This is a genomic window from Acaryochloris marina S15 (assembly GCF_018336915.1).
GTDB classification, from domain to species: domain Bacteria; phylum Cyanobacteriota; class Cyanobacteriia; order Thermosynechococcales; family Thermosynechococcaceae; genus Acaryochloris; species Acaryochloris marina_A.
In genome coordinates this window covers 2,471,465-2,493,199 of the sequence record NZ_CP064923.1, presented here as the reverse complement: position 1 = coordinate 2,493,199, position 21,735 = coordinate 2,471,465, and the positions used below count along the sequence as shown (strand labels likewise).

General features: G+C 45.4%; 20 protein-coding genes. 7 read left to right on the top strand and 13 right to left on the bottom strand.

The annotated features are described in order from the left end of the window. Window positions 1-141 precede the first annotated feature (141 nt). Together I1H34_RS11940 and I1H34_RS11935 are read right to left on the bottom strand one after the other, a co-directional pair. The gene (locus tag I1H34_RS11940; RefSeq protein WP_212665819.1) at window positions 142-1,323 is read right to left on the bottom strand and encodes a glycosyltransferase family 4 protein; all 1,182 of its coding nucleotides are present in this window, start codon (window positions 1,321-1,323) and stop codon (window positions 142-144) included. 363 nt (window positions 1,324-1,686) lie between these two features. Continuing rightward, entirely contained in the window at window positions 1,687-2,916 is a 1,230-nt protein-coding gene (locus tag I1H34_RS11935; protein WP_212665818.1) for a glycosyltransferase, read from the bottom strand. 648 nt (window positions 2,917-3,564) lie between these two features. Here I1H34_RS11935 and I1H34_RS11930 point away from each other — a divergent pair. Continuing rightward, window positions 3,565-4,449 (top strand): pentapeptide repeat-containing protein, encoded by an 885-nt coding sequence (locus tag I1H34_RS11930; RefSeq protein WP_212665817.1) that lies wholly within the window; start codon window positions 3,565-3,567, stop codon window positions 4,447-4,449. A 69-nt stretch (window positions 4,450-4,518) separates the two neighbouring features. After that, complete coding sequence (locus I1H34_RS11925; RefSeq protein ID WP_212665816.1) at window positions 4,519-5,796, top strand: S-layer homology domain-containing protein; 1,278 nt, start codon at window positions 4,519-4,521, stop codon at window positions 5,794-5,796. A gap of 42 nt (window positions 5,797-5,838) precedes the next feature. Here the strand turns inward: I1H34_RS11925 and I1H34_RS11920 are convergent, their stop codons facing one another. The 5 genes from I1H34_RS11920 to gyrA form a co-directional block, all read right to left on the bottom strand. After that, window positions 5,839-6,012: a hypothetical protein gene (locus I1H34_RS11920; protein WP_212665815.1), complete on the bottom strand. Its 174-nt coding sequence runs from the start codon at window positions 6,010-6,012 to the stop codon at window positions 5,839-5,841. A gap of 107 nt (window positions 6,013-6,119) precedes the next feature. Beyond that, the gene (gene hisC / locus I1H34_RS11915; protein ID WP_212665814.1) at window positions 6,120-7,220 is read right to left on the bottom strand and encodes a histidinol-phosphate transaminase; all 1,101 of its coding nucleotides are present in this window, start codon (window positions 7,218-7,220) and stop codon (window positions 6,120-6,122) included. Beyond that, window positions 7,217-8,431, bottom strand: coding sequence for an HAD family hydrolase (locus tag I1H34_RS11910; RefSeq protein ID WP_249370036.1), 1,215 nt, complete (start codon window positions 8,429-8,431; stop codon window positions 7,217-7,219). The genes hisC and I1H34_RS11910 overlap by 4 nt, the downstream gene beginning before the upstream one ends. A gap of 140 nt (window positions 8,432-8,571) precedes the next feature. Then, window positions 8,572-9,147, bottom strand: a complete 576-nt coding sequence (locus tag I1H34_RS11905; protein ID WP_212665813.1) for an SMI1/KNR4 family protein — start codon at window positions 9,145-9,147, stop codon at window positions 8,572-8,574. Between the two features lie 128 nt (window positions 9,148-9,275). Next, window positions 9,276-11,744, bottom strand: a complete 2,469-nt coding sequence (gene gyrA, locus I1H34_RS11900; RefSeq protein ID WP_212665812.1) for a DNA gyrase subunit A — start codon at window positions 11,742-11,744, stop codon at window positions 9,276-9,278. A 94-nt stretch (window positions 11,745-11,838) separates the two neighbouring features. Between gyrA and I1H34_RS11895 the strand changes: the two genes are divergently transcribed. After that, window positions 11,839-12,219, top strand: coding sequence for a LapA family protein (locus I1H34_RS11895; protein WP_249370034.1), 381 nt, complete (start codon window positions 11,839-11,841; stop codon window positions 12,217-12,219). A gap of 48 nt (window positions 12,220-12,267) precedes the next feature. Here the strand turns inward: I1H34_RS11895 and I1H34_RS11890 are convergent, their stop codons facing one another. Together I1H34_RS11890 and cobU are read right to left on the bottom strand one after the other, a co-directional pair. Then, complete coding sequence (locus tag I1H34_RS11890; protein ID WP_212665810.1) at window positions 12,268-12,690, bottom strand: hypothetical protein; 423 nt, start codon at window positions 12,688-12,690, stop codon at window positions 12,268-12,270. Between the two features lie 110 nt (window positions 12,691-12,800). Continuing rightward, window positions 12,801-13,376 carry a bifunctional adenosylcobinamide kinase/adenosylcobinamide-phosphate guanylyltransferase gene (gene cobU, locus I1H34_RS11885; protein ID WP_212665809.1) on the bottom strand — a complete coding sequence of 192 codons (576 nt, stop codon included), beginning with the start codon at window positions 13,374-13,376 and terminating at the stop codon, window positions 12,801-12,803. 164 nt (window positions 13,377-13,540) lie between these two features. Between cobU and I1H34_RS11880 the strand changes: the two genes are divergently transcribed. After that, window positions 13,541-14,461 carry a tetratricopeptide repeat protein gene (locus tag I1H34_RS11880; RefSeq protein WP_212665808.1) on the top strand — a complete coding sequence of 307 codons (921 nt, stop codon included), beginning with the start codon at window positions 13,541-13,543 and terminating at the stop codon, window positions 14,459-14,461. 65 nt (window positions 14,462-14,526) lie between these two features. Here I1H34_RS11880 and I1H34_RS11875 read toward each other — a convergent pair whose 3' ends face one another. The 4 genes from I1H34_RS11875 to I1H34_RS11860 all read right to left on the bottom strand — a co-directional run bounded on the left by I1H34_RS11875 (window position 14,527) and on the right by I1H34_RS11860 (window position 17,889). Next, window positions 14,527-14,856 carry a HesB/IscA family protein gene (locus I1H34_RS11875; RefSeq protein ID WP_212665807.1) on the bottom strand — a complete coding sequence of 110 codons (330 nt, stop codon included), beginning with the start codon at window positions 14,854-14,856 and terminating at the stop codon, window positions 14,527-14,529. Between the two features lie 29 nt (window positions 14,857-14,885). After that, window positions 14,886-15,284: a cupin domain-containing protein gene (locus tag I1H34_RS11870; protein ID WP_010475209.1), complete on the bottom strand. Its 399-nt coding sequence runs from the start codon at window positions 15,282-15,284 to the stop codon at window positions 14,886-14,888. A gap of 355 nt (window positions 15,285-15,639) precedes the next feature. Next, on the bottom strand, window positions 15,640-17,409 hold the full coding sequence (locus I1H34_RS11865) for a phosphodiester glycosidase family protein (protein ID WP_212665806.1): 1,770 nt from the start codon (window positions 17,407-17,409) through the stop codon (window positions 15,640-15,642). 114 nt (window positions 17,410-17,523) lie between these two features. Continuing rightward, the gene (locus I1H34_RS11860) at window positions 17,524-17,889 is read right to left on the bottom strand and encodes a hypothetical protein (RefSeq protein ID WP_212665805.1); all 366 of its coding nucleotides are present in this window, start codon (window positions 17,887-17,889) and stop codon (window positions 17,524-17,526) included. Window positions 17,890-18,259: 370 nt separating this feature from the next. Here I1H34_RS11860 and I1H34_RS11855 point away from each other — a divergent pair, with 370 nt between their 5' ends. The 3 genes from I1H34_RS11855 to gmd all read left to right on the top strand — a co-directional run bounded on the left by I1H34_RS11855 (window position 18,260) and on the right by gmd (window position 21,700). Next, window positions 18,260-18,946 (top strand): DUF1997 domain-containing protein, encoded by a 687-nt coding sequence (locus tag I1H34_RS11855; RefSeq protein WP_212665804.1) that lies wholly within the window; start codon window positions 18,260-18,262, stop codon window positions 18,944-18,946. 410 nt (window positions 18,947-19,356) lie between these two features. After that, window positions 19,357-20,520 (top strand): SpoIID/LytB domain-containing protein, encoded by a 1,164-nt coding sequence (locus I1H34_RS11850; RefSeq protein WP_212665803.1) that lies wholly within the window; start codon window positions 19,357-19,359, stop codon window positions 20,518-20,520. Between the two features lie 94 nt (window positions 20,521-20,614). Next, on the top strand, window positions 20,615-21,700 hold the full coding sequence (gene gmd / locus I1H34_RS11845) for a GDP-mannose 4,6-dehydratase (protein WP_212665802.1): 1,086 nt from the start codon (window positions 20,615-20,617) through the stop codon (window positions 21,698-21,700). The last annotated feature ends 35 nt before the right edge of the window (window positions 21,701-21,735 follow it).

Here is a 21,735-nt window from a genome sequence, read left to right as displayed (position 1 = left end):
CTTAGTACGCTTAGCTCAAGCAAATAATTTTTGCCCTAACCAAGCCGAACCCAATACCCATAACGTCCAACTAAATCCATTCAACAATAGAAGAGGAGAAGTCAATAAACCTTAGTGATCATGAAGACAAAAGCCCACCCATTACTTCACATCTACAGTTTCACTTTCTTCAGGATGAAGAGAATAATCTGATCTTAAAAGAGCCGAATAGAGATCTAAGTTGTCAGCAGTAATTTTTTGCCAAGTATAGTTTTCAGCAACATGCTGTTTAGCTCTATTAGCCATTTGGGAGAGTTTTTCTAAATCTTTTAATGCAAAATCAATGCTATCAATGCAAGATTGAAGATTTCCTGCTTGAAACAACATACCTCTATCGTTACCAAGCAACTGACGATGTGCCAAGATATCACTTGCGAGGATAGGAATACCTTCCCGCATTGCTTCCAACATTGCTAATGGCAACCCCTCTAAATCTGAAGGCAAGGTAAATAACCCAGCGCCTCTAACAAGCTCTGCTAACCGTTCACCTTTTAGCTCGCCTGCAAACACAACATCCTCTCTATTCTCAGCCCTCGTCAAGAGTTCTTTGTGATAGACCGTTGTATCGCTAACTCCGCCAACCAGTACTAACTTCCAACCACAATTTTCTATTCTCTTAAATGCTTCAATGAGGAGTTCAGGTCGTTTTTCAGGAACAAGCCTGCCTAAAAAAATAAAATATTTTCCAGATTCTAAGCCTAGAGATTTCCCGAACCTAAAGTCAGGATCTGAATTTTTATAGGTAGCTGGTGCATTGGGAATATAGACTGTCTTTCGTTGATAAGTATGCCAAAAATAAGCTTCAAGTTCTCTTGAAACAACTGTTATTTCATCTGCGAACATAGCAGCTGCTCTTTCACCCAGTCTAATAACGGTGCTAGAGAATGTTCCCCATTTCGCCCTTTGCCAGTCTAAGCCTTGACACGTTACGACAATTTTGGGAGGTTTCTGAAAAGGATTTAATTTGGGTAACCAACAGAATAAAGAAGGACCTAATGCATGAAAGTGAACAATATTATATTGTCCAAGAGAAGCCGATATTGTAGCAATAAAAGAAGATAGAAAAGCGTCAATCCCCCGCAGCCAAATGCTGGGAAGGTTTACAACCTCTACCCCCTCATAGGAGGTTCTTTTGAACCACGACAGATTTGTATAAGAAGATCTGGCAAACAGAACAACAGAATTTCCTTGGGCAACCATCCGAGGATAAACCTCTGAACAGTGATGTTCTATTCCACCTTGCTTTGCAGGTAGACCCTTTGGTCCAATAACGGCAACTTTCATTTGGCAACCTTATTCATGACATCAAGTACTTGGGTTGAGCGGACTCAGATTGGCGTCGGGGACCGCAGATAAAACTAAATCGTTTGAGTGTTAAGAGATATTCAAATTAAAGCAACATTACAAACTTGGAAATATAGTTTTTCATGGCATTCAACTTGAATTCAACATTGCTTTTTAGCTCAAGCTATCTAATGGGTTAGATCTGAATTGACTAATATCACTGAAAATTGCTGCTAGCATGGGATCAGGCTCCTATATAAGTACTTGGGAGTTAAGAGAGCAGTCTCAGATTGGCGTCGGGGGCTGTTCTCGCAGCTTCGAAGTAATGACGCCCAGATTCATCCGAGACAAAGCTATCGAAAATTACACTGTCGAGAAAGTTTTCTCTAATAATTGCTGTTTGTTTTTCCATCGTTCTCGCATTTCGTTATAGACTTCAGAAACAACCCACCTAGCCCAGTAGGGACTAGATGATTGGGCACAAGCTTTGCTAGGAAAACTTTGAGAGTTTCTCAACACAGTCCTGAGAGAATCAGCGGTAGATTCAGGTGTTCTAGTTGGAATTACAACTCCTGTGTTCTCCGTCAAAAGTTTAGAGGTTTCACCTGAATCTGTGGAAACGACTGGAATTCCACAGGAGAGGGCCTCCAATACGACCATAGGTAGACCTTCATAGATACTGGTTAGGGCTAAAAGTTCACTGACTCTAAGAATATCTGCGATTTCTCGCGAATTCATAGCTCCCAACAAAGTTATTTGACTATCTAGCCCTAAATATTTGATTTCTGACTCAATATCTTCTTTTAATTCACCTTCTCCAATCATAAGTAGATGAATATTGGCATCATCGAGTTCTGCGATTGATCTAACTAATAACAATGGATCCTTTTGAGGATGCAATCGCCCCACATAGGCCATGAAACGTGTTCCCAGTGACAACCCCATTTCCGCTATTAGCTGCAGACGCTTCTGGTCTTTCAGTGGAGTAGATAGTGGGAAAAAGATTTCATCATCTACAGTATTTCGGATCAACTGATACCGATCTTCGGTAGAGCAGTAAGTTTCCCGAAAATACTGAAGTGATTCTGAGTTACATGACAGCACATAAGAGAATTGCTTAATTAGAAAATTTTCAAAAAAGAAGTATGCCGAAGGAAAATATCTCCATAAAAAAGCTTTATTATCTCCCTGACCATTAACTTGCTTTTTTATGTCTGCATGAATAAACAATGTCTTTTCTCCATGCCAATTCATAGATACTAAGGAAGGTTCAATTCTATGAAAATGCAGAAAGTCAGAGTCTAACTCTTTTCCAAACAACGCTAGAAGAAATTTCAGCGTAGTGGGTATAAGACCTCTCACATTATCATCTTTAACATAAAGTAGAGGAAGATACTGTATCTGCCTGTCAAACACTAAAACACTCTGCCAGCGACCAATTTCGCACTCTTTTCTAGATGAGATCCCTACCAATCGAATATCGAAATCTTGAGGCGCATACTTAATAAAATTCAGAATGGTTGTCTGGATACCACCGATGCTGATATCGAGGGGATCAATCTGATAAAGAATAGTCAAAGAGGGATTCAACATAAAGGAGATTGCCAACCACTTAGCACACGCTTAGATAGAAACAAGATTATCTGAGACAAGTAATGATTCTGTCTTAAGAATTTCGAATAATTATCGAAAGATGTAGTCTTTCTTTAATGACTAAGAGGCATCTGCATTGACACAAGTAAGCTAATTCAATAGTTCAAGCAAAACTGTGTAATAACATACAAATAAATCTAATTAGTGAGAGGAAATCTGGTTATGTAAAACACACTACATTGTTGTACTTTTAACTGTCTTAGTAATTTCTCGACCTGACGTTGCCATATTACACATAGACCTTCATCTTCCGAGTAACCTAGGTTACATTACGCAAAAGAAAAATGGCTTTCAACAATTATCATCTATATTTACAATTAATATTTAACGACAGCAAAATAATCTTTCTCTTCACTATCAATAAAAATTAAAAATGACATCAAGACTTTGAATCCACCCTTCTACTAGGCAATTTCTCTTATAAATCATCAAGAAAGCCATTCTGTACTCCTTCAGATCCGATATTCTCCTAGTATTGGCGAATCGTACTGTTGTACTTTAAGTAAGTAGCATTCAATGTTCACTCTCTGACTCCAACACACCTCGAAAAGGATAGAGTGAGAGGCATCGCCAAATTATGCGGACACCATGAGAACGGGAATTATTGCAGCAGTGCTCTTTGTTGGACTGTTAACTTGGCTAGGAAATAGTTCTAAACCATCTCCACAAAGCCTTTCACCCACAACCGTTTCTTCTCCTCTCCCTGAATCTTCTACCAATGTACCGACTGTCCCTGTGGACGAATCAGCCGGTCTATCCATCATTGCTCCCAGTTCTGAAGAAATTATTGAACGCATTCGATGGACAGGAAGTTGTGCTAACTGCAATTTAAGAGGCATTAATCTAGAAGGGGCTGAGCTGGTCCTATATCGGCAACCCCAAAAAGATGAATTCTTCCAAGCGGAACAAGCTCCTGCGATTGGCGTTAATTTAGAAAAAGTCAATTTTAGTAATGCCCAACTCAGCAAAGCCAACCTTTCTAGAGCTTTTCTGCATAGTGCTGTCTTAGAAGAAGCTGTACTGAAAGAGGCAACGCTGACTCAAGCCATATTGAGACAAGCCAATCTCCGATCGGCCAATCTTGAGTCAGCACTGCTAGAAAATGCCCGTTTCCAAGATGCCGATTTAAGAAGGGTGAATCTACAGCAGGCCTTTGTTAAATCAGCAAATTTCGCCCGTGCAAATTTAGTGGGAGCAAATCTAACACAAGCAGATCTCAGGGAAACTAATTTTACGAAAGCCAATTTGGCTCAAGCAGAGTTACTACAAGCTAAACTGCGGGATGCTAACTTCAGTCAGGCAAATCTCATCAATGCCAACTTATCTGAAACCCGCATTGATGGCGCTAACTTCAGCGGTGCGAACTTAAGAGGGGCAAAATTACCTAAGGCAGGACTCAATAATGTAAATTTCTGCCAAGCAACCATGCCCAATGGCAAAAAAAATACAACTTGTCCTAAACCCTCACCCTGAACGAGACTCATATAGCTCGTTACTAAGAACGCTAGAGTAAAGTTGGGCGTGTAGGGAATAGATGAATTGATGCGACCTCCTAAAATCAGCTTCAGAGTGGGTTTGGCCCTCACAGTCTTCTTACCAATGGCAGGGTGTAGCGGAGACGCAGTGCAACAGGCTTTTTCTGCCGATCCACAGGCTAGTCAGTGGAGTAGTCCTTCAGCTTTACCCAAGGATTTCCCTACTGATTTGAGCTATCCCAATGCCAATTTACAGGGGGTGCAACAAAATCAGAGCAACTTGCCTTCTGACTCGAAAAGCCAACGTTCAACTCAGCAAACTCGATGGGCGACTCCCGATAACAGCCAGAAAGTGCAGCAATATTACAGTGAGTTATTGCAAAAAGGGAGCTGGCAGCTTTCAGGTCGGAAATTAAGTCAGCAGCAGCTAATTTTGCTTGCTAAGCGAGATCGACTTCAGGTTAGAGTTACTATCCCTGCCACAGGGACCTTAGTTCCTATACAAACAGGAAATAATGGTGGACGTCGCATCCCCATGACGGTCTTTTTCATCGACTATTCCCAAGGGAAGTCGTCATCGAGTTCCGAATCACCGACCAAGTCTCTACCCCAGCCTGGAGATTTGGATTTTATTGGGCCAGTTGCTAATCAGGCATCTGAGCCATCAAAGGATGAAACCAGCCAGAATTCTGCGGAGGTGCCAACAGCACTCAAAACCTATGTCAATGATGTTCAAAGACTTAAAGTTATTGATCTAGGCAATCCCAATCAGCCTATCCAGCGGGGGACTTTTGCGCGCTGGTTAGTAGAAACCAATAATCGGTTATATCAAGATCGTCCTACACAGCAAATTCGCTTAGCCGCAACGAGTCAAACCCCTGTGTTTAAAGACGTTCCGAGCTCAAACCCCAATTTTCCTTATATTCAAGGCTTAGCGGAAGCGGGCTTTATTCCGAGTCCTCTCTCAGGGGATGCTGACCAAGCTACGTTCCAAGCGAATAAACCCCTTACTCGCGAAATTCTGTTGAGCTGGAAAGTGCCGATTGATCTGCGCAAAATCTTACCTTCAACCACAACTACAAAAGTGCAGGAGGTGTGGGGCTTCAAGGATACTAAGCAGATTTCATCTCCCGCGCTCTCAGCAATTTTTGCCGATCATAATAACGGTGAGCTTGCCAATATTCGTAGACTGCTGGGATCAGCACTTTTGCTTCAACCTAAAAAGCCTGTAACCAGAGCTGAAGCAGCCGCTACCCTTTGGTTTATTGGAGTTGCTGGCGAAGGATATTCTGCTAAAGATGTATTGCGAGCGGAACAACAAGCTGAAGCGGCTAGTTCTTCTTGATTCGCAAAAAAAATTGAGACTTATGTAAATCTGAGGGCTGACTTAGGTCATCCAGGTGGTCGTCTGAGCTTCAATTTGATGGCTGGGATGAATCACAGATGCAGGCATTGTATTAGCATTATTCAGCCATTGAATTGAATAGCCAAAGAAGGGCAATGCCAACGTAATTGCTGCCGCATGGGAAATCAAAATGAATTGTTTTTGTATGGTATTCATAACGATTGCTGACCTCATCACCCATCACACTTTCGAGTATGCCCGGTTTATTCAATTGTCGGGGTGACGCGGTCAGAAGTTCCCAGTGATCTTGATCACAGAAGACGTTACACAGAAGAGATTTGAGCGATCGCGACCTCCAATCCCTGAATCAATGCTTGATTTTCGGTAGGTGTTCCCACGGCAGTGCGGAAATAATGAGCCCCTAACCCAGGCTTAGAACCAAAATCGGCAACCCAAATATTTTGGTCTTGGAGGGCTTTAACTAAAACATCTGATTGCAGATTTAAAGGCTGTGTATCAACCAATAGAAAATTGGTATCGCTGGGGTAGACTCTAAACCCTAACGTGACTAATGCTTGTTGTAACTGGGGTTTCTCTGCCAAAATTTTCTGGATATTGGCCTGAACATAGGCCTGATCTTCGAGGGCGGCGATACCGGCTGCGATCGCAACTTTATTCACAGGAAACAACTGGGCGGCTCGATAGAGGTAATCAACCACTTGCGCATTGGCAATCCCATAGCCAATGCGCAACCCGGCCAGGCCAAAACTCTTGGAAAGACTACGCAGCACAATCAGATTGGGGTAGGTGTCTACCAGATCCGCAATCGTGGTTTGGCACAGCTCAAAATAGCATTCATCCACCACCACCATACAGCTCACCCGATCGAGCACCTCAATTAGCGTTTCGCGAGGGACTAAATTAGCGGTGGGGTTATTGGGATTAGCGATATACAAAACTTTGGTGTCGGAGGTAACCTTTGCCACCAAAGCATCCACATCTAGGCCAAAATCAGGGGTCCGTTGAACGAAGACAGGCATCCCCCCCATCACCTGAGTCGCATGCCAATAGACAAAAAAGGTGGGCACGGGTAAAAGAACTTGTTGCCCCGGCTGAACAAACACCTTAATAATCAACTCAATCAGGTCATCGGACCCATTGCTGATAATGAGCTGGTCAGGGGACGTCCCAGTGTAGTCAGCGAGTTTATCTCGAAGAACCCCTCCAAGAACAGCCGGGTAACGATTACAGGTCGTGGCGGCTTGGGAAATAGCATCTACCACTTTGGGGGAAGGAGGATAGGGCAACTCACCTTTATCTAAGCGAATAGCCTGGTCGTTTTTCTGGAGACCCACGGTTTTAGGGGCAAGACTAAGGATAGATGGACTTACCCACTGTTCAATGGTGTCTAGATTTAGGGTCATGTCGGCTCAATTCCTAACACTTGAGGCAAAGCTTGAATACTTTCAATCACGCAATCACAACCCAGATCCGTAAACATCTGCACCTGTTCTGACTTAGCCCGACTAGCCGTAAATCCGGTGAGGACACCCACGGAAATGCATCCAGACCGCTGGGCTGCAACCACATCGCTAGCAGCATCACCGATATAGACAGCATGAACACGATCTTGTTGTTGAAATGCCTCGGTACAAAAGAGTTGAGGGTCTTCATCCACATAGAGAGCTTTAAGGACGACGAAGGGATGGGGCTTGCCTAATTTAATGGGAGTTGAGTTTGGATTCAACTGATCTTCGGCAGCCAGCACTTCATCATAGGTAACGATACGCTGAGGATCGAAAAAAGAGAGTAATCCCAAGGCTGTTAAGGGTTCGATGACTTCGTTGCGGGGGCGACCGGTTGCGATCGCAAGGGTAAATCGATCGGCGTCCTTAAGGGTTTGCAAAATAGCCTTAATCTGTTCCACATCCAGGACAGTTTCATCATCAGGCAGCGTAAAACCTTTGCGACCTTCATACCAAGCCTGGAAGTTTTGATAACACAGATTCCACAAGTCACTGTGGGTCTCAGGCAAAGAAATGCCCAAGTGTTTTTGATAGAAGGGGCGGACGTACTCGGTAACTGCTGAACCTTTCAGGTCAGTGGTCTCCTGCCAAAATTGAGCAATCGTCGCCGCACTTTCGTTGGGATCAAAGGTTAAGCCTTGTAAGCTTTGCCTTAAAAGCTGCCACTGTTCTGAGTTGGCAAGATCAATTTCAGGGTTGAGACCAGACCATTTTTGGGGTTCCCGTTGCTGGAGCTGACGAAGGATTCCTGCTAAATGAAGGCAGAACACAAAGTAGGTCAAATCCCAATTGGAGTTGATGGCCCGTCGTTTGAGTTCATAGATAAAGTCGTTGTTGATGGTCTGTTGACCACTCACAAGGACTTGTTGGGGTTGAGTGGGGCCAAAATAATTCGTTAAGCCCAAGTATTCGGGCTGGGTGATCAGTTCCCAAACCGTTAACCGAGCGGTATTCCAATATTTTTGTTCGCTGGTAATCACCCCATCTAAATCAAAGACGAGAAATTGGATGCGATCAGTTTGGTTGAGGGCTGAATTGTATGGGGAGGGGGCTTGATTCACGCTGGTATCCGTTATACCCGTATTACATTGAGGGTATTTGAGTCTCAAAGTCTGACGATAGCATCCAGACTGGGTTAAACCCAAACCTCAGGGATGGTTCAGGGATAGGTCAACAACGATGAGGAATACTGATTTTTTAATGAAATCAAAAAAAGCGTTAATACTGCAGTTTTCTCACGATTCACCAGTCAACCATATAACCCCGGGTTCAATTTCTTCATAATCTGTGTTTCTAAAGCATCATTTTGGTCATATGGTCCATACTTGCCACAAGGATCGATTATGTATGCCCCGTCCTTAAAACAGGTGTTAATAGTAACGAGCATATTGATAAAGCTTGTGTATAAGACATCAACACCTTCATGGATATCAATAACTGGACGAGTTAGTTCTGGGTACAAGGGTTGTGAGGAGGTTGGTAAAACGTATATGCCCCCTTCATCATGGGCAAAAGGGAAACAATAACTTAAGAAATCGTCCTCAGGATCTTCCTTATAGGTTTGAACGGTGTAGTAGTCATTGAGGGCTTCTTCTAACGAAATTAAGTAAGAGCCCCGAAATAGAGGTATTACACCCTCATCATCCTGGCCATTATGCCAACTATAAAGCTCGTATAACTCATCTGGAATTTTGAAATGTAGGACCTCTGTTCTGACGTTAATCTCTTCTTTTGTCAGACCAGGCTTTAGGTCGTTACTAATTTGAATTCCTTTGGCTTCTATAAGCTCAACTAATTCATCTAAATGATCTGTGATAGTTGACATGACAACGCTTAAAACTGGCTCGATTTATATTGGACAATCCTTTCCATAATTCATCAGGAGAAAAATAGCCATTTTTATGAACCTCAGTTCCCAGTCGAAACCCGATTTATAGGGCATCACAAAAAGTTTTACACTTCATTCTCGGGCTTAGGGATGATGATAGTCCTCTCCAAGGCCTCTCCTCGCTTGGTTTTAAGCAGGTGAGTACCCGGACCATCCTGTCCCCACATGGGTAAAGTCTCAATATTCAAGCGAGCGGCTCGATCCTGGTTACTGAGGACAATCACATCCTGGTTGGGGCTTGCAGGCAACAGCGCTATCAGTCCATCGGATTTGATCATAAACTGCATCGCTTGGGTCCCTAAATCACCCACCTTTCCTAACCGCAACAAGTCAATGGGCAACCGTTTGCAGTAGCCCTTACTGGATATCAGCAGCAAATCAGCATCATCTTGAACTGCCGCCATCCCTACAATAGATTCCTGCTTTCGTAACCGAAATACTTGATTACCCTGGGCAGTGCGGCCCATTTCAGGAATTTCGGTAACGGGAATATTTAACAGGCGTCCAGAAGACGTTGCGATCGCAACGTTGGTTTCCTGTTCAGCTTTAACCACCCAGCCTAGCTGATCTCCTGATTTTATCTTGGCAGCCCCCAAGCCTCGGCTGGTCATCTCGGCAAACTCACTCATAGGCAGACGCTTAATTTTTCCCTGCTGAGACAGCAGAATAAGCTGACTGGTATCTGAAATTTCGGTGCTGAGAAAACGGGCAATAATTTCATCATCGCGTCCCGAATCGGGTAATAGAGTGACTAAAGGTTTACCCTTGCCTTTGCTGGATGTAAATGGGATGGATTTCAAACTCACCCCCAAGGCTTTCCCACTGCCCGTAAACAACAGCAGATCTGTTGTTAATTCAGCTGTTTGCCGAAAAACAGTCAGATCTGTCGAGAATTCGGCTAACTCCCCTGGTAATTCAGCAGATCCACTTTTACGCTTCGAAACTCGTAAGCAGCGAACATACCCCCGCTGGTTCAGCTCTACAACGACGGGTTCGTCACTGACCGGTGCTGCTAATATCTCGGTTTTAGCTGCAGCCCCCAAGATAACGGTCCGTCGCGGATCGCTATATTGCTTTTTCAGGGCTCGCAGATCTTTCTTCAAGGCTTTTAGAAGTTCATGACGATTTCCCAGTAACCGCTCCAAATCGCCGATTTCTTGGGCCAGATCATCAAATTCTTGTCGGAGGTTTTGTTGCTCTAACCCCGTCAGTCGCCGCATCGGCATTGCTAAGATCGCATCGGCCTGACTGTCACTCAATTTGAATTGAGATTTGAGTTCAACTTTTGCCGTCGTTCCATCCGGGGCATGGCGAAGAATCTCGATCAAGTCATCCAAACGATCGAGAGCATTAATAAGCCCCTCGACTAAATGTTGACGACTTTGAGCTTGCTCTAACTGATTTTGATAGCGGCGGGTGACCGTCTGCTCTCGGAAATCGAGAAATTCTTGCAATACCTCTTTCAAGGACAGTTGCAGGGGCACTCCATTGACTAAAGCCAACATAATCACCCCAAAATTCGACTGCAGAGGGGTAAGCCGATACAGCTGCTCCAAAACAACTGGAGGTTGAGCTTCTCGCTTCAGCTCAATGACAATTCGCATCCCTTCCCGATCGCTTTCATCGCGCAGATCTGCAATTCCCTCAATCCGGCCTTGGTTAATTAAGCTGGCAATTTTTTCAATACAGCCTGCCTTATTGACCTGATAGGGCAGTTCCGTCACAATAATCACGGGACGGCGATGACGCCCTCGTCCCGGTTGGACTTCCTCAATGGAGGTCACAGCCCGGACGGTGATGCTTCCTCGACCATTGGTGTAGGCATCAATAATCCCCTGTTTGCCAACAATCTCTCCCCCAGTGGGAAAGTCTGGCCCAGGCACCAAGGTCATCAATTTTTCTAAGGTCATTTCTGGGGAATCAATCAATGCCACCAGAGCATCAACAATCTCACTCAAATTGTGAGGGGGAATATTGGTGGCCATTCCCACGGCAATCCCAGAACAGCCGTTGAGGAGGAGGGTGGGGAGTTGAGCCGGTAAGACCGTGGGTTCTTGCTGGGAGTTATCAAAGTTGGCGGCAAATTCAACGGTGGATTCGCCAATTTCCTCCAACAGGGACTGATTGCCAATGGGAGACAAGCGGGTTTCCGTATATCGCATGGCTGCAGGTGGATCGTTATCCACGGACCCAAAGTTGCCATGCCCCGCCAGCAAGGGATACCGACTCGAAAAATCTTGAACCAGCCGAACCAAGGCATCATAAACTGCCTGATCCCCGTGGGGATGGTATTTACCCAGCACATCGCCTACGACTCTGGCACATTTACGATAGGGGCGATCTGGCGTCAATCCTAGCTCATGCATGGCATAGAGAATCCGCCGATGCACAGGTTTTAATCCATCCCGGACGTCGGGCAACGCTCGCCCAACAATGACGCTCATGGCATATTCCAAGTAGGACTGCTCCATCTCGGTATGCAAAGCGGTCGCGATGACTTTACCGGATGAGAGTAGGTTTAATTGGTTGGACATGAGTGAGGTTCCTTCAGATCTGGCGAAATCAATGGGGTATAGGAAGGGGGCAATCCAATTCTGCCCAACCCCCACGAAAAGGTGTCAGGCTACAATGCACTTGTACTATGGAAACCCCATTTTTCTCAACTCTGTCCATAAAACGCAATTTCTTAATCTGTCTGGGTTGTCCCATCCCCTGAACACATTAGTCCCATCAAAGCTCATCACCATGCATCTGCTGTTATCCCTGCTCTTTAGTTTAGGTATCGCTATTGCAGCAATTTTGTCTGTTCAAAATGCTACAGCGGTTTCCGTCCACTTTTTAGCCTGGCGCTCTGTCCCCATCCCCGTGGGGATTGTATTGGGGTTTGCCACTGGGATGGGCGTATTGGCAGGTGCGATCGCAACCCCGCTCTGGTCCAAACGACTATCCCGCCGTAGACGATATACCGAGTTCGAAGAGTCTGAATTTACCGAAAACAACCCCTATTGACATTCCATATTGCCAAGGAGTGCTGTCAGAATCCTATCGACCAAAGCCCTAGTCTGAAGAGGTATGGGTTAATCGATGATAAATGGATCGTAGATGCCCGGCACTATCAACCGGCGTCCGGGGCTGGGGCAGCTCATTATTAGGCCAGTTCGATAAGTCATGACAAGGACATTCTGGGGATGCGATGCCTGCAACTGGCAAACTCACGGGCATCTGACAGCGGGAACAATCCGTAATTTCCCATTGATCCGTCAATAGATCTTCTACCGTGGGCACAACACCATCCAAACAGCACTCTCCAGATTCAGTGCTTTGGATATATCGCCAAAGAGATTCGAACTCAGGACTATAGTGCTCACCCAGAACGACTCGTGAAATAGAGTGGGGTTCTTGTTGTAGACCCACCCGGATCGGTTTACCAAGCTGCAACCAAGAGGCTAAATAATCTTTAACTTGTTGTTGGGAAGCCATAATGCTTAAACGCTCTTTGGGTCTCACACTGATAGGGTGACTCTAACTCAAATTTTAGGGTAGCGACATCGGTCCCGAGACAGATCTAAAAACACTTCAACACCTTACGGTCAATCTCTTTTGAGATGGTCAGGTGGCACCATAGGAGCAACATAAGTCCCTAAAGCTTTAAGATTTAGGGCATAACCTGCCGACACTAAGTAGACTTGATCTGAGATCGCCCCAATCTGGCGCAGCAATTCCCCCATGCGATCGCGAAATAGTCTCCCCAAAGGATACGCTGGCACCACACTCCAACCCGTCTCCTCGCCGACAACAATAACTTGGCCCTCAGCCTGCACCAAAGCTTTCAACAATTTCTGCAAAGTATCTGCCCACAGTGCAGCATCCTGGTCCAAAACATTGGTCAGCCAAGTGCCTAAGGAGTCAATCAGTAAACACACCGACCCAGGTTGTGATTGAATGATCTCAGCCAAATCAATCGGTGCATGTATCGTTTGCCAATCGGCAGGACGGCGCTGCTGATGGGCTTGGATGCGAGCCTGCCATTCCTGATCTTCAGGATAGTCAGCCGCCGTAGCCACATATATTACCAACAAATTAGACTGACTCGCCAGGTTTTCAGCCCATTCACTCTTACCGGAACGAGCTGGCCCGGTCACTAGAACTAAATGCCGATCACCCATAGCCTTTATGTCCAGCAAATCGCTGCATAAAATTCCTAACGCATGCTCAGAAATCTACGAGAAATCTTTAGAGTACGTCTTTCTGCTCCGAAACTTCGTACTTTGAGATAAGCTGCATTACGAGCACTATCCCTAATAATAGCTAGAGAGTTCAACCACTACCCGTGCAAAAAAAGTCTAACCGTTGGTTCATTTGGGTTTTTGTCGTTGTTGCCGTCGTCGCCTTAGTCGGGTTTTCTTTCGGCTCGATTTTCGACAGTATCCTTAGCTCCCGCCCTTCTCCCTCACCCACTGTTCCGACCCCAGGCACAACTCCAACGCCACCCGTCGTTTCAGACATCGAGAAAAAGAACCTGCAAGACCTCGAAAACGGCTACTTACAAATCTTAGAAAAAGAACCAGACAATCCAGATGCTCTGCGCGGTTTAGCCGAAGCCCGGAGTCAAATGATTAAAATCGGCCTAAAAACCGAAAAAGATCTGCTTGACCCCTTAGAAAAACTAATTGAGTTGAATCCAGAACAAACTCAATATCAAGTTCTTCTCGCCCAAACCCTGCAGAAAACAGGTAAAAGGGAAAGTGCAGCTCAAACCTATCGCAGTATCTTAGTCACCGAACCCGGCAATATGGATGCCCTCCAAGGTTTTGTGAGCCTATTGGTAGAACAACAACGCCCCTCAGCCGCCACAGAACTCCTGCAGACCACCCTTAAAAACGCTCCACAAGCGAATCAAGTAAAGCCCAACAGCATTAATGAAAGTGCTGTCCAGCTTTTGCTCGGGCAAGTCTATGCCACGCAAAAGCAGTTCGATCAGGCCGTTGGAGTCTACGACAAACTTATTGCCAAAGACCCTAACGATTTTCGCCCAGTTTTTGCCAAAGCCATTCTCTCTAGAGAACAAGGAAAAACCAAAGAAGCAGGCATTCTCTTTAACTCAGCCGAGAAGTTAGCCCCTGGCCAATACAAAGACCAAATTAAAGCTGCGGCCAAAGAAACGGCAGAAGCGCCTCCCAATCCAAATTCACAGCCTCCTAGCACGAGTCCCAACCCCTCCCCCAATCCAGCACCAGCAACCCCTGAATAAACCTAAAACTTTCCCTCGCAACACTCTCGTTGCGAGGGAAAGACACAATATTCAGCTGTATTTTTCTAAGGGCTGGCAATGGCAAAGGAATGTCCGCAGCTACAGGTTTCAACCGCATTGGGGTTGTAAAAGCGAAACCCTCCACCCATCAAATCCTCGGTATAGTCCAGGGTTAAACCGGAGAGGTATTTCATGCTTGCCTTTTCAACAACCACCTGAATATCCTCACAATCAAACACTTGATCGTCTAGTTGGGGTGATTCAGCAAACTGCATTTGATAGGCCAACCCTTTACAGCCACTGGCATCAACAACAATACGGAGCTGGCCAGTAGGTAAATGCTTCTTTTGAAGGCGTTTTAATTCACCAATGGCAGTAGGGCTGAGTTGAATCATGTTGAGCTGTGTATTCCCATCGCTAATGACTATCGTGCGTAATCATCATCAAAGCGCACAATATCATCTTCGCCTAAATACTCGCCGTTTTGAACCTCAATCAAAACCAAAGGCACCATGCCAGGGTTCTCCAGCCGGTGTTGGGTAAACCGAGGCACATAAGTAGACTCATTGGCGCTCAGCATCAAATCTTCCTCGCCTCGCACAACTTTAGCGATACCGGCAATGACAATCCAATGCTCACTTCGGTGATGATGCATCTGCAAACTCAAACGGTGCCCAGGCTTAACCTCAATTCGCTTGATCTTATAGCCTTGGCCTTCTTCCAAAATGGTAAAAGATCCCCAAGGACGCAGCTCAGTTGCAGCAACACCTTGGTGAGCAGGCACAGGTGCTGCTAAAAGGTTGGATGGTTGAGTTTGGACCACGGTTCCTACTTACCTCAATAGGGTTTTTTAATTGACATGAGTAGACAATTGCTTAATCAGGACAGGGCCATGCCAAAATCCCCAATCGTCTAGAACTAAATTGATCGAATGCACTTGGGCATTCAATGCATAACATTATGATTTAAGCAACCAGAGGATTTTTTTTAGGTGATCTTTGTCACGAACAAAGGTCAATTTATATAAACAAACAGTTATTCACAATCAGCTCAAAAAAGAGAAGTGTCAAAAACATTCGCTTACAGGTTTTATTCTTAATGCACTCTAGATTAAGAACAAACTCGTTGACAGATTGTCAACCTTGAACAATCTAACTCAAGAACCTAGGTTCAGCAAATTACTTTGCATTAGGCTGCCAAAACACCCCAATACCATTTTGAACCCGAGCTGCCGTCACTGGGTGGCGATCCAGAAGTTGACCCCCTAGATACAAACTGGTCGAACTTCCTCCATCTAGATTTAAAGCATTGACAGATCCCAGCCGCTGCATGATCAAGGCCCATTCCTTCAAGGTTGGGCCAGGACCACCGACTCGGTTATGAACCGCTGCCAACAAAATCGTGCCATCTGCCGTTTGCCCAATCCCACTCCGAGGCGCAGATTGAGTATCAAAAGGAGGGCGGAATTTTTCAGCCTTGGCATTCAACACCACTTGACTATTACTCACCAACAAAGGTCCAGCACCCACAATATTGGGAAAGGCATTAAAGCTCGCAGGTGTAGTGGCAGTTTGGATCTGAAGCTGAGTTCCAGAAGCCAAGGCTCCACCGACCTCAAAGGACCTCTGTACTAGCAAATAGCCGTTTTTAGGAATCGCAAAAGATTTGGCGCTCGTACTGACTTTTTCCGAAACGACCTGATTATTAACAACAGTAATAATTTTTTCAGTTTTGAGAATAGGCGTATAAGTGGGGCCCCAAGTCGGCGTATATCGAGCAATTCCTTTTTGGGGATAGCCACTGTCAAGAGACACAATCGATAATCGCTTACCAGAAGACGTACTCAGGACTTGCTGTAGGTTAATGCGTCCCATTTGGAACTGCCCCTGCGGATTCCAAGCCACCACACCTCGATTTAAAATGGGGCTCGAAATCCACTGACCATTTTGACGAATGGCTCCCAAGGGGGTCTTATTTTTACGATTAAAAAACCCTGCGTTAATGGCTGCTGCAACCTGGGTTCCTTTAGCCATCGACAAGAGAGGATGAATCCCCAATAGAGCATTCCGATTCCCCCAAATGGGCTGAAGCTTCAACCCTGGTGTCTGCGGATTTAAGGCTAACCAAGTGACGGGATATTGTTTGTTGCCTAAGGCAATGACTCGCTCTTGCCGAAGAATACCCGGGGCCCATAGGATACTGCGTTGTTCAGGAACGCCACCTTTAATATCAATGACCAATCGATTGGGATTAGTCAGCATCCACACCCGAGGACGCATCGTCCCTTTAATAACACCACTTAAGAGCGTTCTTCCCTGCTTTCGGGTGATTTTCAAAGACTTTAACGCGGATTTCGCAGGAAATTTCCAAGCTTTACCCAATCCGGCTGCAGCTGTAGCATCAATGGCCAAGACAAATTCGCGATCTTTTTTCCCGCTTCGACTATTGGTCAACCGCTCCATTTGCCAGGGGGTAGGCTGATCGAGGTCAATTACCAAACGATGTCCCCATTGCTGTCGACCCGCCCTTATCTTGCCAATCTTTGCGGGAGGAGACTTAATTTTGAGGACATTACCCTGGGGTTGAATCTGCCAGTTAACCGATCGGGCCAAAGCTGAAACATCGAGATATCGAGAAGTCCCGTTTTCACTAAACCGAGTCGTTAAGGCAATGGGCTTAGGGGTAAACCATTGCACAGGCTGCTGCCGAAAATCATTCGAGCTGGTTAAGTCCACTCCAAACCGGCGATTTAAACCACTATCGCTAATCCCTATGGATGGAGAGGATTGGGCCGAATCTTGCCATTGGGTCCAAGCAACTGGATAGGTACGACCATTGAGTTGAATCTGATTGCCCTGATTAATACTGGCACTAGCGACCTGGACAATCGGTTGATTAACCGCAACTTGGGCTGCAGGCGTAACAGCCAGCACACCTGGGCCCAGCATCAAAAAAGAGGATAGGTAAGCCAAAAGCGAGAAAGGGGAATAAAGGACAAAAAAGAAAGCTATTTACCCAAGATACCCAGCAAATAGAACAAAGATTTCGGTTCGAAATAGTCCTTAAGGTATGTCGATGTCGGTACCACTGGTCTCAGGAGCAGACTGGGTAGGTGAACCTAACTGTTCCTGCTGTTTTTTGCGAAAGGCATCAACGGCTGAGTCAAAACTAGCAGATTGATCCTCGGCAAACTCGCTACCAGAACGACTATTCACCTGCTGTAAGCGATTCAATAGATTCAATAAGGATCCGGGTCCGCCGCGATCAGTGAATATCTCCTCGGCACTATTTGAATCCTCTAGCTGAAAATCCTGTAAGGGATCGTTGGTTGGCGAGGACTGAGCCATTGCAGGAAGTGATGCGAAGCAGGTAAGAGCACTCAGCATTGCTAAAGTCGAGACTTGGGACCGAATCAGGCGGATATTCATGATTTTTCTCAGCTCAGAAGCAAAATAAACGATTAATTGATGGACACAAACTATATACGATATTACCCATATCTACCTATGCCAAGTTGAGGTCATACCCGTCAGGGATAGAAATACCTGCAACTTTTTGGAAACCTGGGGTTGAAAGGTGATCAAACTCACTGATTAGAGTATGAACCATATTCTTTAATGATTCTTAGAATAAAAGATAACCAGTAAGCATTTAGACTCTCTCGCCGGTTCGAATGTTTCTTCTTCAGAAACTACACTAAAATTCCAAAAAATAATTTTTCGACGACTGTCGAAATTTAAATGGAATTGGTCGATCCTAAAGAATGAGGGTTTTGAAGACGGAGTCATAGGTAGACAGATGCAATCATCCAATACGCAGCAAGATATCGAGAAGCAGCTTGTTCCATGTCCTGAAGCGGGATGTTTAAGTCAGTCAGAATCTTCATCAAGATTTGTACAATTTGTCTCTGTCACTAATCCCGAACTTGAAACTGGATTGTCGCAAGCCCTCCATTTCAAGAATCAGTTCAAAGGCCAAATGGACCTTAAAGCTGACAAAGCAACGGTAATGGCCTATTTGGATGCTCATCAAGGCTGGTTCTGTCGATGTGCCCATCCCATGAAGGTAGAGCCCGTCGGCAGTAATGGGTATATTCTTTCCTTGGGGCGGTATGGCTCCTTTGGGTTTGAAGTGGAGCCCCAAATTGGCTTAGAGCTCCTTCCTCAAGAGGAAGGGGTTTACCGGATTACAACTATCCCTGTCCAGAACAAGTTTGATCACTGCTATCAAGTCGATTTTCAAGCTGCAATGTATCTAAACGAGACCTCTGATGCTAAAGCCAATTCATCCACCCCCCAAACCTCTGTGGAATGGGACTTGGCTTTAGACGTTGCTATTGTGTTTCCTCAATTTATTCTCCGTCTCCCTCGCAAAATGATTCAAGGGGCAGGTGATAAGTTGCTACAACAGATTGTTCGACAAATATCCCAACGACTCACTAAAAAGGTGCAAAGTGATTTCCATGCCACCCATGGCATCCGTTAACCCAAATGCGGTTGGGCCACTCACCCTCTCTCTAACGGGTTCATACCTTGAAAAAGCTGCAAAGGAGAGGCATTATTCACGTTGTTGGGAAAAAGCTAAACCTTTATGATTGCTCAACGCCCAAGACCAAAGACTTTAGGTGTCATCCATTAGCAACTATAATTTGAACGAAAATTTGAGAATAGTGACCAAAAGGGCAACTTTCCCTGCTGTAGGCAGTCATGAATGAAGGTATTTTCCTCCTTGCAGCTAAATATTTTGACTTTACCTACCCGTCAGCCTGTCATAAAATCATGCAGGTTAAGACTCGTATGATGTCAAACTTCTTTGAGGGCAAAGGGGGATTAAACACTCCGTTGTCAGTGCCATTCCTGGTTACATTGCTCAATTCCTCAGTTCATCATTGGCCTATGCTTTCGGCATCACAGTTCAAACTTCATCGCTATCTGTCATTTCCTGTGGGATGCTTATCCCTGCTGTTGTCTCTAGTTGCGAGTCCTGCGATCGCATTAGAGTTACGTGTCGCCCTATTACAGGGACAAGAAGATGTAGTTATTGGGAGTTCCACCTCCGCCAACATCGTCAATGGCCAAGGGACAACGGTAGGAGCGTTACCGGCCTTAGAAGGTTTCTTCGCTAAATCAACGCCTGGAGCCGTCACCTTCTTTGGCAAAAAAGGATGGCAACTTTCCATCGAACCCTCCGAAGATGGTTTTGTTTACATCAAAGATCGATGGTATCGAGGTCAAGTTCGATTAATCACGACCGCCCAAGGCATATCAGTGATTAATGAAGTGGATTTGGAAGACTATCTAGCAGGGGTCATTGGCAAAGAAATGCCTAGAACGTGGCCCCAAGAAGCATTAAAGGCTCAATCCGTAGCGGCCCGTTCCTTTGCCCTATATCGAAAAGGCAAACAAAAAAACCCCCTCTACGACTTGGTCAATACCACCAAAGATCAGGTTTATGGCGGTATCGATGGTGAAGCAGAAAGCACTCGATCAGCGGTTCGAACCACGGCGGGGCAAGTGTTGACCTATCAAGGCAATATTGTTGAAGCCTTGTTCCATGCAAATTCTGGTGGCCATACAGAAAACTCCGAGCAAGTATTCAGCGGCGTTATCCCCTATTTGAGAGGCGTTCCTGATTTTGACCAAGAAGCGCCTAACTTTCAATGGTCTGTGAACTTTTCTCAAGCACAGCTGCAGCAAAAACTCTCCGGACTGGGTAATATTCTTTCTATGACCCCTCAAGGAGCTACGGCCCATGGCCGTGTCAAACACATCAAAATTGTTGGAGAACAGGGGACAAAATTGATGAAAGGGCGTGAATTTCGCCGAACCCTGAAATTGAAAAGTACCTTATTTCAGGTTGTCCCCCAATCTGATCTAGTGGCGAGTCAAGCTCAAACTTTGCCCAGTAAGCCCCCCGGCTTCACCATTAGCGGACGCGGCCATGGTCATGGGTTAGGGATGAGCCAGTGGGGCGCTTTGGCCCTTGCCCAGCGAGGGAATACCTACCAACAAATTTTGCAGCATTATTACAAAAACACTGTTCTCCAGAATACCTATTGACCGCATACACTCAATCCCTGAACCATTTGGCAATAGGATCAAAACCATTCACTTGTATTAGCAGCACAGTTGAATCACACATAGGACAAATTTCATGGCAAAAGTCGCCCTCATTACCGGTATTACGGGTCAAGATGGAGCTTATTTGGCAGAGCTATTATTGGCCAAAGGCTATCACGTTCATGGGATTAAAAGACGCGCTTCTCTCTTCAATACCGATCGAATTGATCACTTATATCAAGACCCCCACGAGAAAGAGCGACGCTTTTTCCTGCACTACGGCGACTTAACTGATTCGACCAATCTCATTCGAATTGTGCAACAAGTCCAACCAGACGAGATTTATAACTTAGCTGCCCAAAGCCATGTGGCGGTCTCATTTGAGACTCCTGAGTATACCGCCAATGTCGATGGTCTTGGTACCTTGAGATTTTTGGAAGCCATTCGCATCCTAGGGTTGGAGAAAAAAACCAAATTTTATCAAGCCTCCACATCTGAGCTATATGGCTTGGTACAAGAGGTGCCTCAAACAGAAACAACCCCCTTTTACCCCCGCTCTCCTTATGCCGTTGCCAAACTCTATGCCTATTGGATTACGGTTAATTATCGCGAAGCCTATGGCATGTATGCCTGTAATGGAATTTTGTTTAACCATGAATCTCCACTCCGGGGTGAAACCTTTGTAACCCGGAAGATCACACGTGCGATCGCACGGATTTACCTGGGCAAACAAAAATGTCTGTACTTAGGAAATATGGACTCCTTAAGAGATTGGGGTCATGCCAGGGACTATGTAGAGATGCAATGGTTAATGCTCCAGCAAGACCAACCCGAAGATTTTGTCATTGCCACCGGTCAACAATACAGCGTCCGCCATTTTGTCTCGATTGCCTGCAAAGAAGTCGGCATTGAAATTCGCTGGGAAGGGGAAGGCATCGATGAAAAAGGCTATGACCAAGAAGGGAATTGTATTGTTGCGGTAGATCCGCGTTATTATCGCCCCACAGAAGTAGAAACCTTACTGGGTAGTCCTGAGAAAGCGAAGGAGAAACTCCAATGGGTCCCCAAAGTTAGCTTTGCAGAATTAGTCCAGGAAATGATGGCAGAAGATTTGAAAGCTGCCGAGCGGGATAAGATTATCGAAGAGCATGGCTATCCTGTCCCCCTTGTTCATGAATAAATCTGTGATTTAGGCTAAGTTTTAAGCCTATGGAT

Excerpts from the sequence above, each read along its gene's own strand:
- I1H34_RS11865 (WP_212665806.1), bottom strand. The coding sequence starts at position 17,409 with ATGCTGGGCCCAGGTGTGCTGGCTGTTACGCCTGCAGCCCAAGTTGCG.
- I1H34_RS11920 (WP_212665815.1), bottom strand. The coding sequence starts at position 6,012 with ATGAATACCATACAAAAACAATTCATTTTGATTTCCCATGCGGCAGCA.
- I1H34_RS11905 (WP_212665813.1), bottom strand. The coding sequence starts at position 9,147 with ATGTCAACTATCACAGATCATTTAGATGAATTAGTTGAGCTTATAGAA.
- I1H34_RS11925 (WP_212665816.1), top strand. The coding sequence starts at position 4,519 with ATGCGACCTCCTAAAATCAGCTTCAGAGTGGGTTTGGCCCTCACAGTC.
- I1H34_RS11890 (WP_212665810.1), bottom strand. The coding sequence starts at position 12,690 with ATGGCTTCCCAACAACAAGTTAAAGATTATTTAGCCTCTTGGTTGCAG.
- gyrA (WP_212665812.1), bottom strand. The coding sequence starts at position 11,744 with ATGTCCAACCAATTAAACCTACTCTCATCCGGTAAAGTCATCGCGACC.
- I1H34_RS11855 (WP_212665804.1), top strand. The coding sequence starts at position 18,260 with ATGCAATCATCCAATACGCAGCAAGATATCGAGAAGCAGCTTGTTCCA.
- I1H34_RS11875 (WP_212665807.1), bottom strand. The coding sequence starts at position 14,856 with ATGATTCAACTCAGCCCTACTGCCATTGGTGAATTAAAACGCCTTCAA.
- gmd (WP_212665802.1), top strand. The coding sequence starts at position 20,615 with ATGGCAAAAGTCGCCCTCATTACCGGTATTACGGGTCAAGATGGAGCT.
- I1H34_RS11850 (WP_212665803.1), top strand. The coding sequence starts at position 19,357 with ATGCTTTCGGCATCACAGTTCAAACTTCATCGCTATCTGTCATTTCCT.
- I1H34_RS11940 (WP_212665819.1), bottom strand. The coding sequence starts at position 1,323 with ATGAAAGTTGCCGTTATTGGACCAAAGGGTCTACCTGCAAAGCAAGGT.
- cobU (WP_212665809.1), bottom strand. The coding sequence starts at position 13,376 with ATGGGTGATCGGCATTTAGTTCTAGTGACCGGGCCAGCTCGTTCCGGT.
- I1H34_RS11935 (WP_212665818.1), bottom strand. The coding sequence starts at position 2,916 with ATGTTGAATCCCTCTTTGACTATTCTTTATCAGATTGATCCCCTCGAT.
- hisC (WP_212665814.1), bottom strand. The coding sequence starts at position 7,220 with ATGACCCTAAATCTAGACACCATTGAACAGTGGGTAAGTCCATCTATC.
- I1H34_RS11930 (WP_212665817.1), top strand. The coding sequence starts at position 3,565 with ATGAGAACGGGAATTATTGCAGCAGTGCTCTTTGTTGGACTGTTAACT.
- I1H34_RS11895 (WP_249370034.1), top strand. The coding sequence starts at position 11,839 with ATGCACTTGTACTATGGAAACCCCATTTTTCTCAACTCTGTCCATAAA.
- I1H34_RS11860 (WP_212665805.1), bottom strand. The coding sequence starts at position 17,889 with ATGAATATCCGCCTGATTCGGTCCCAAGTCTCGACTTTAGCAATGCTG.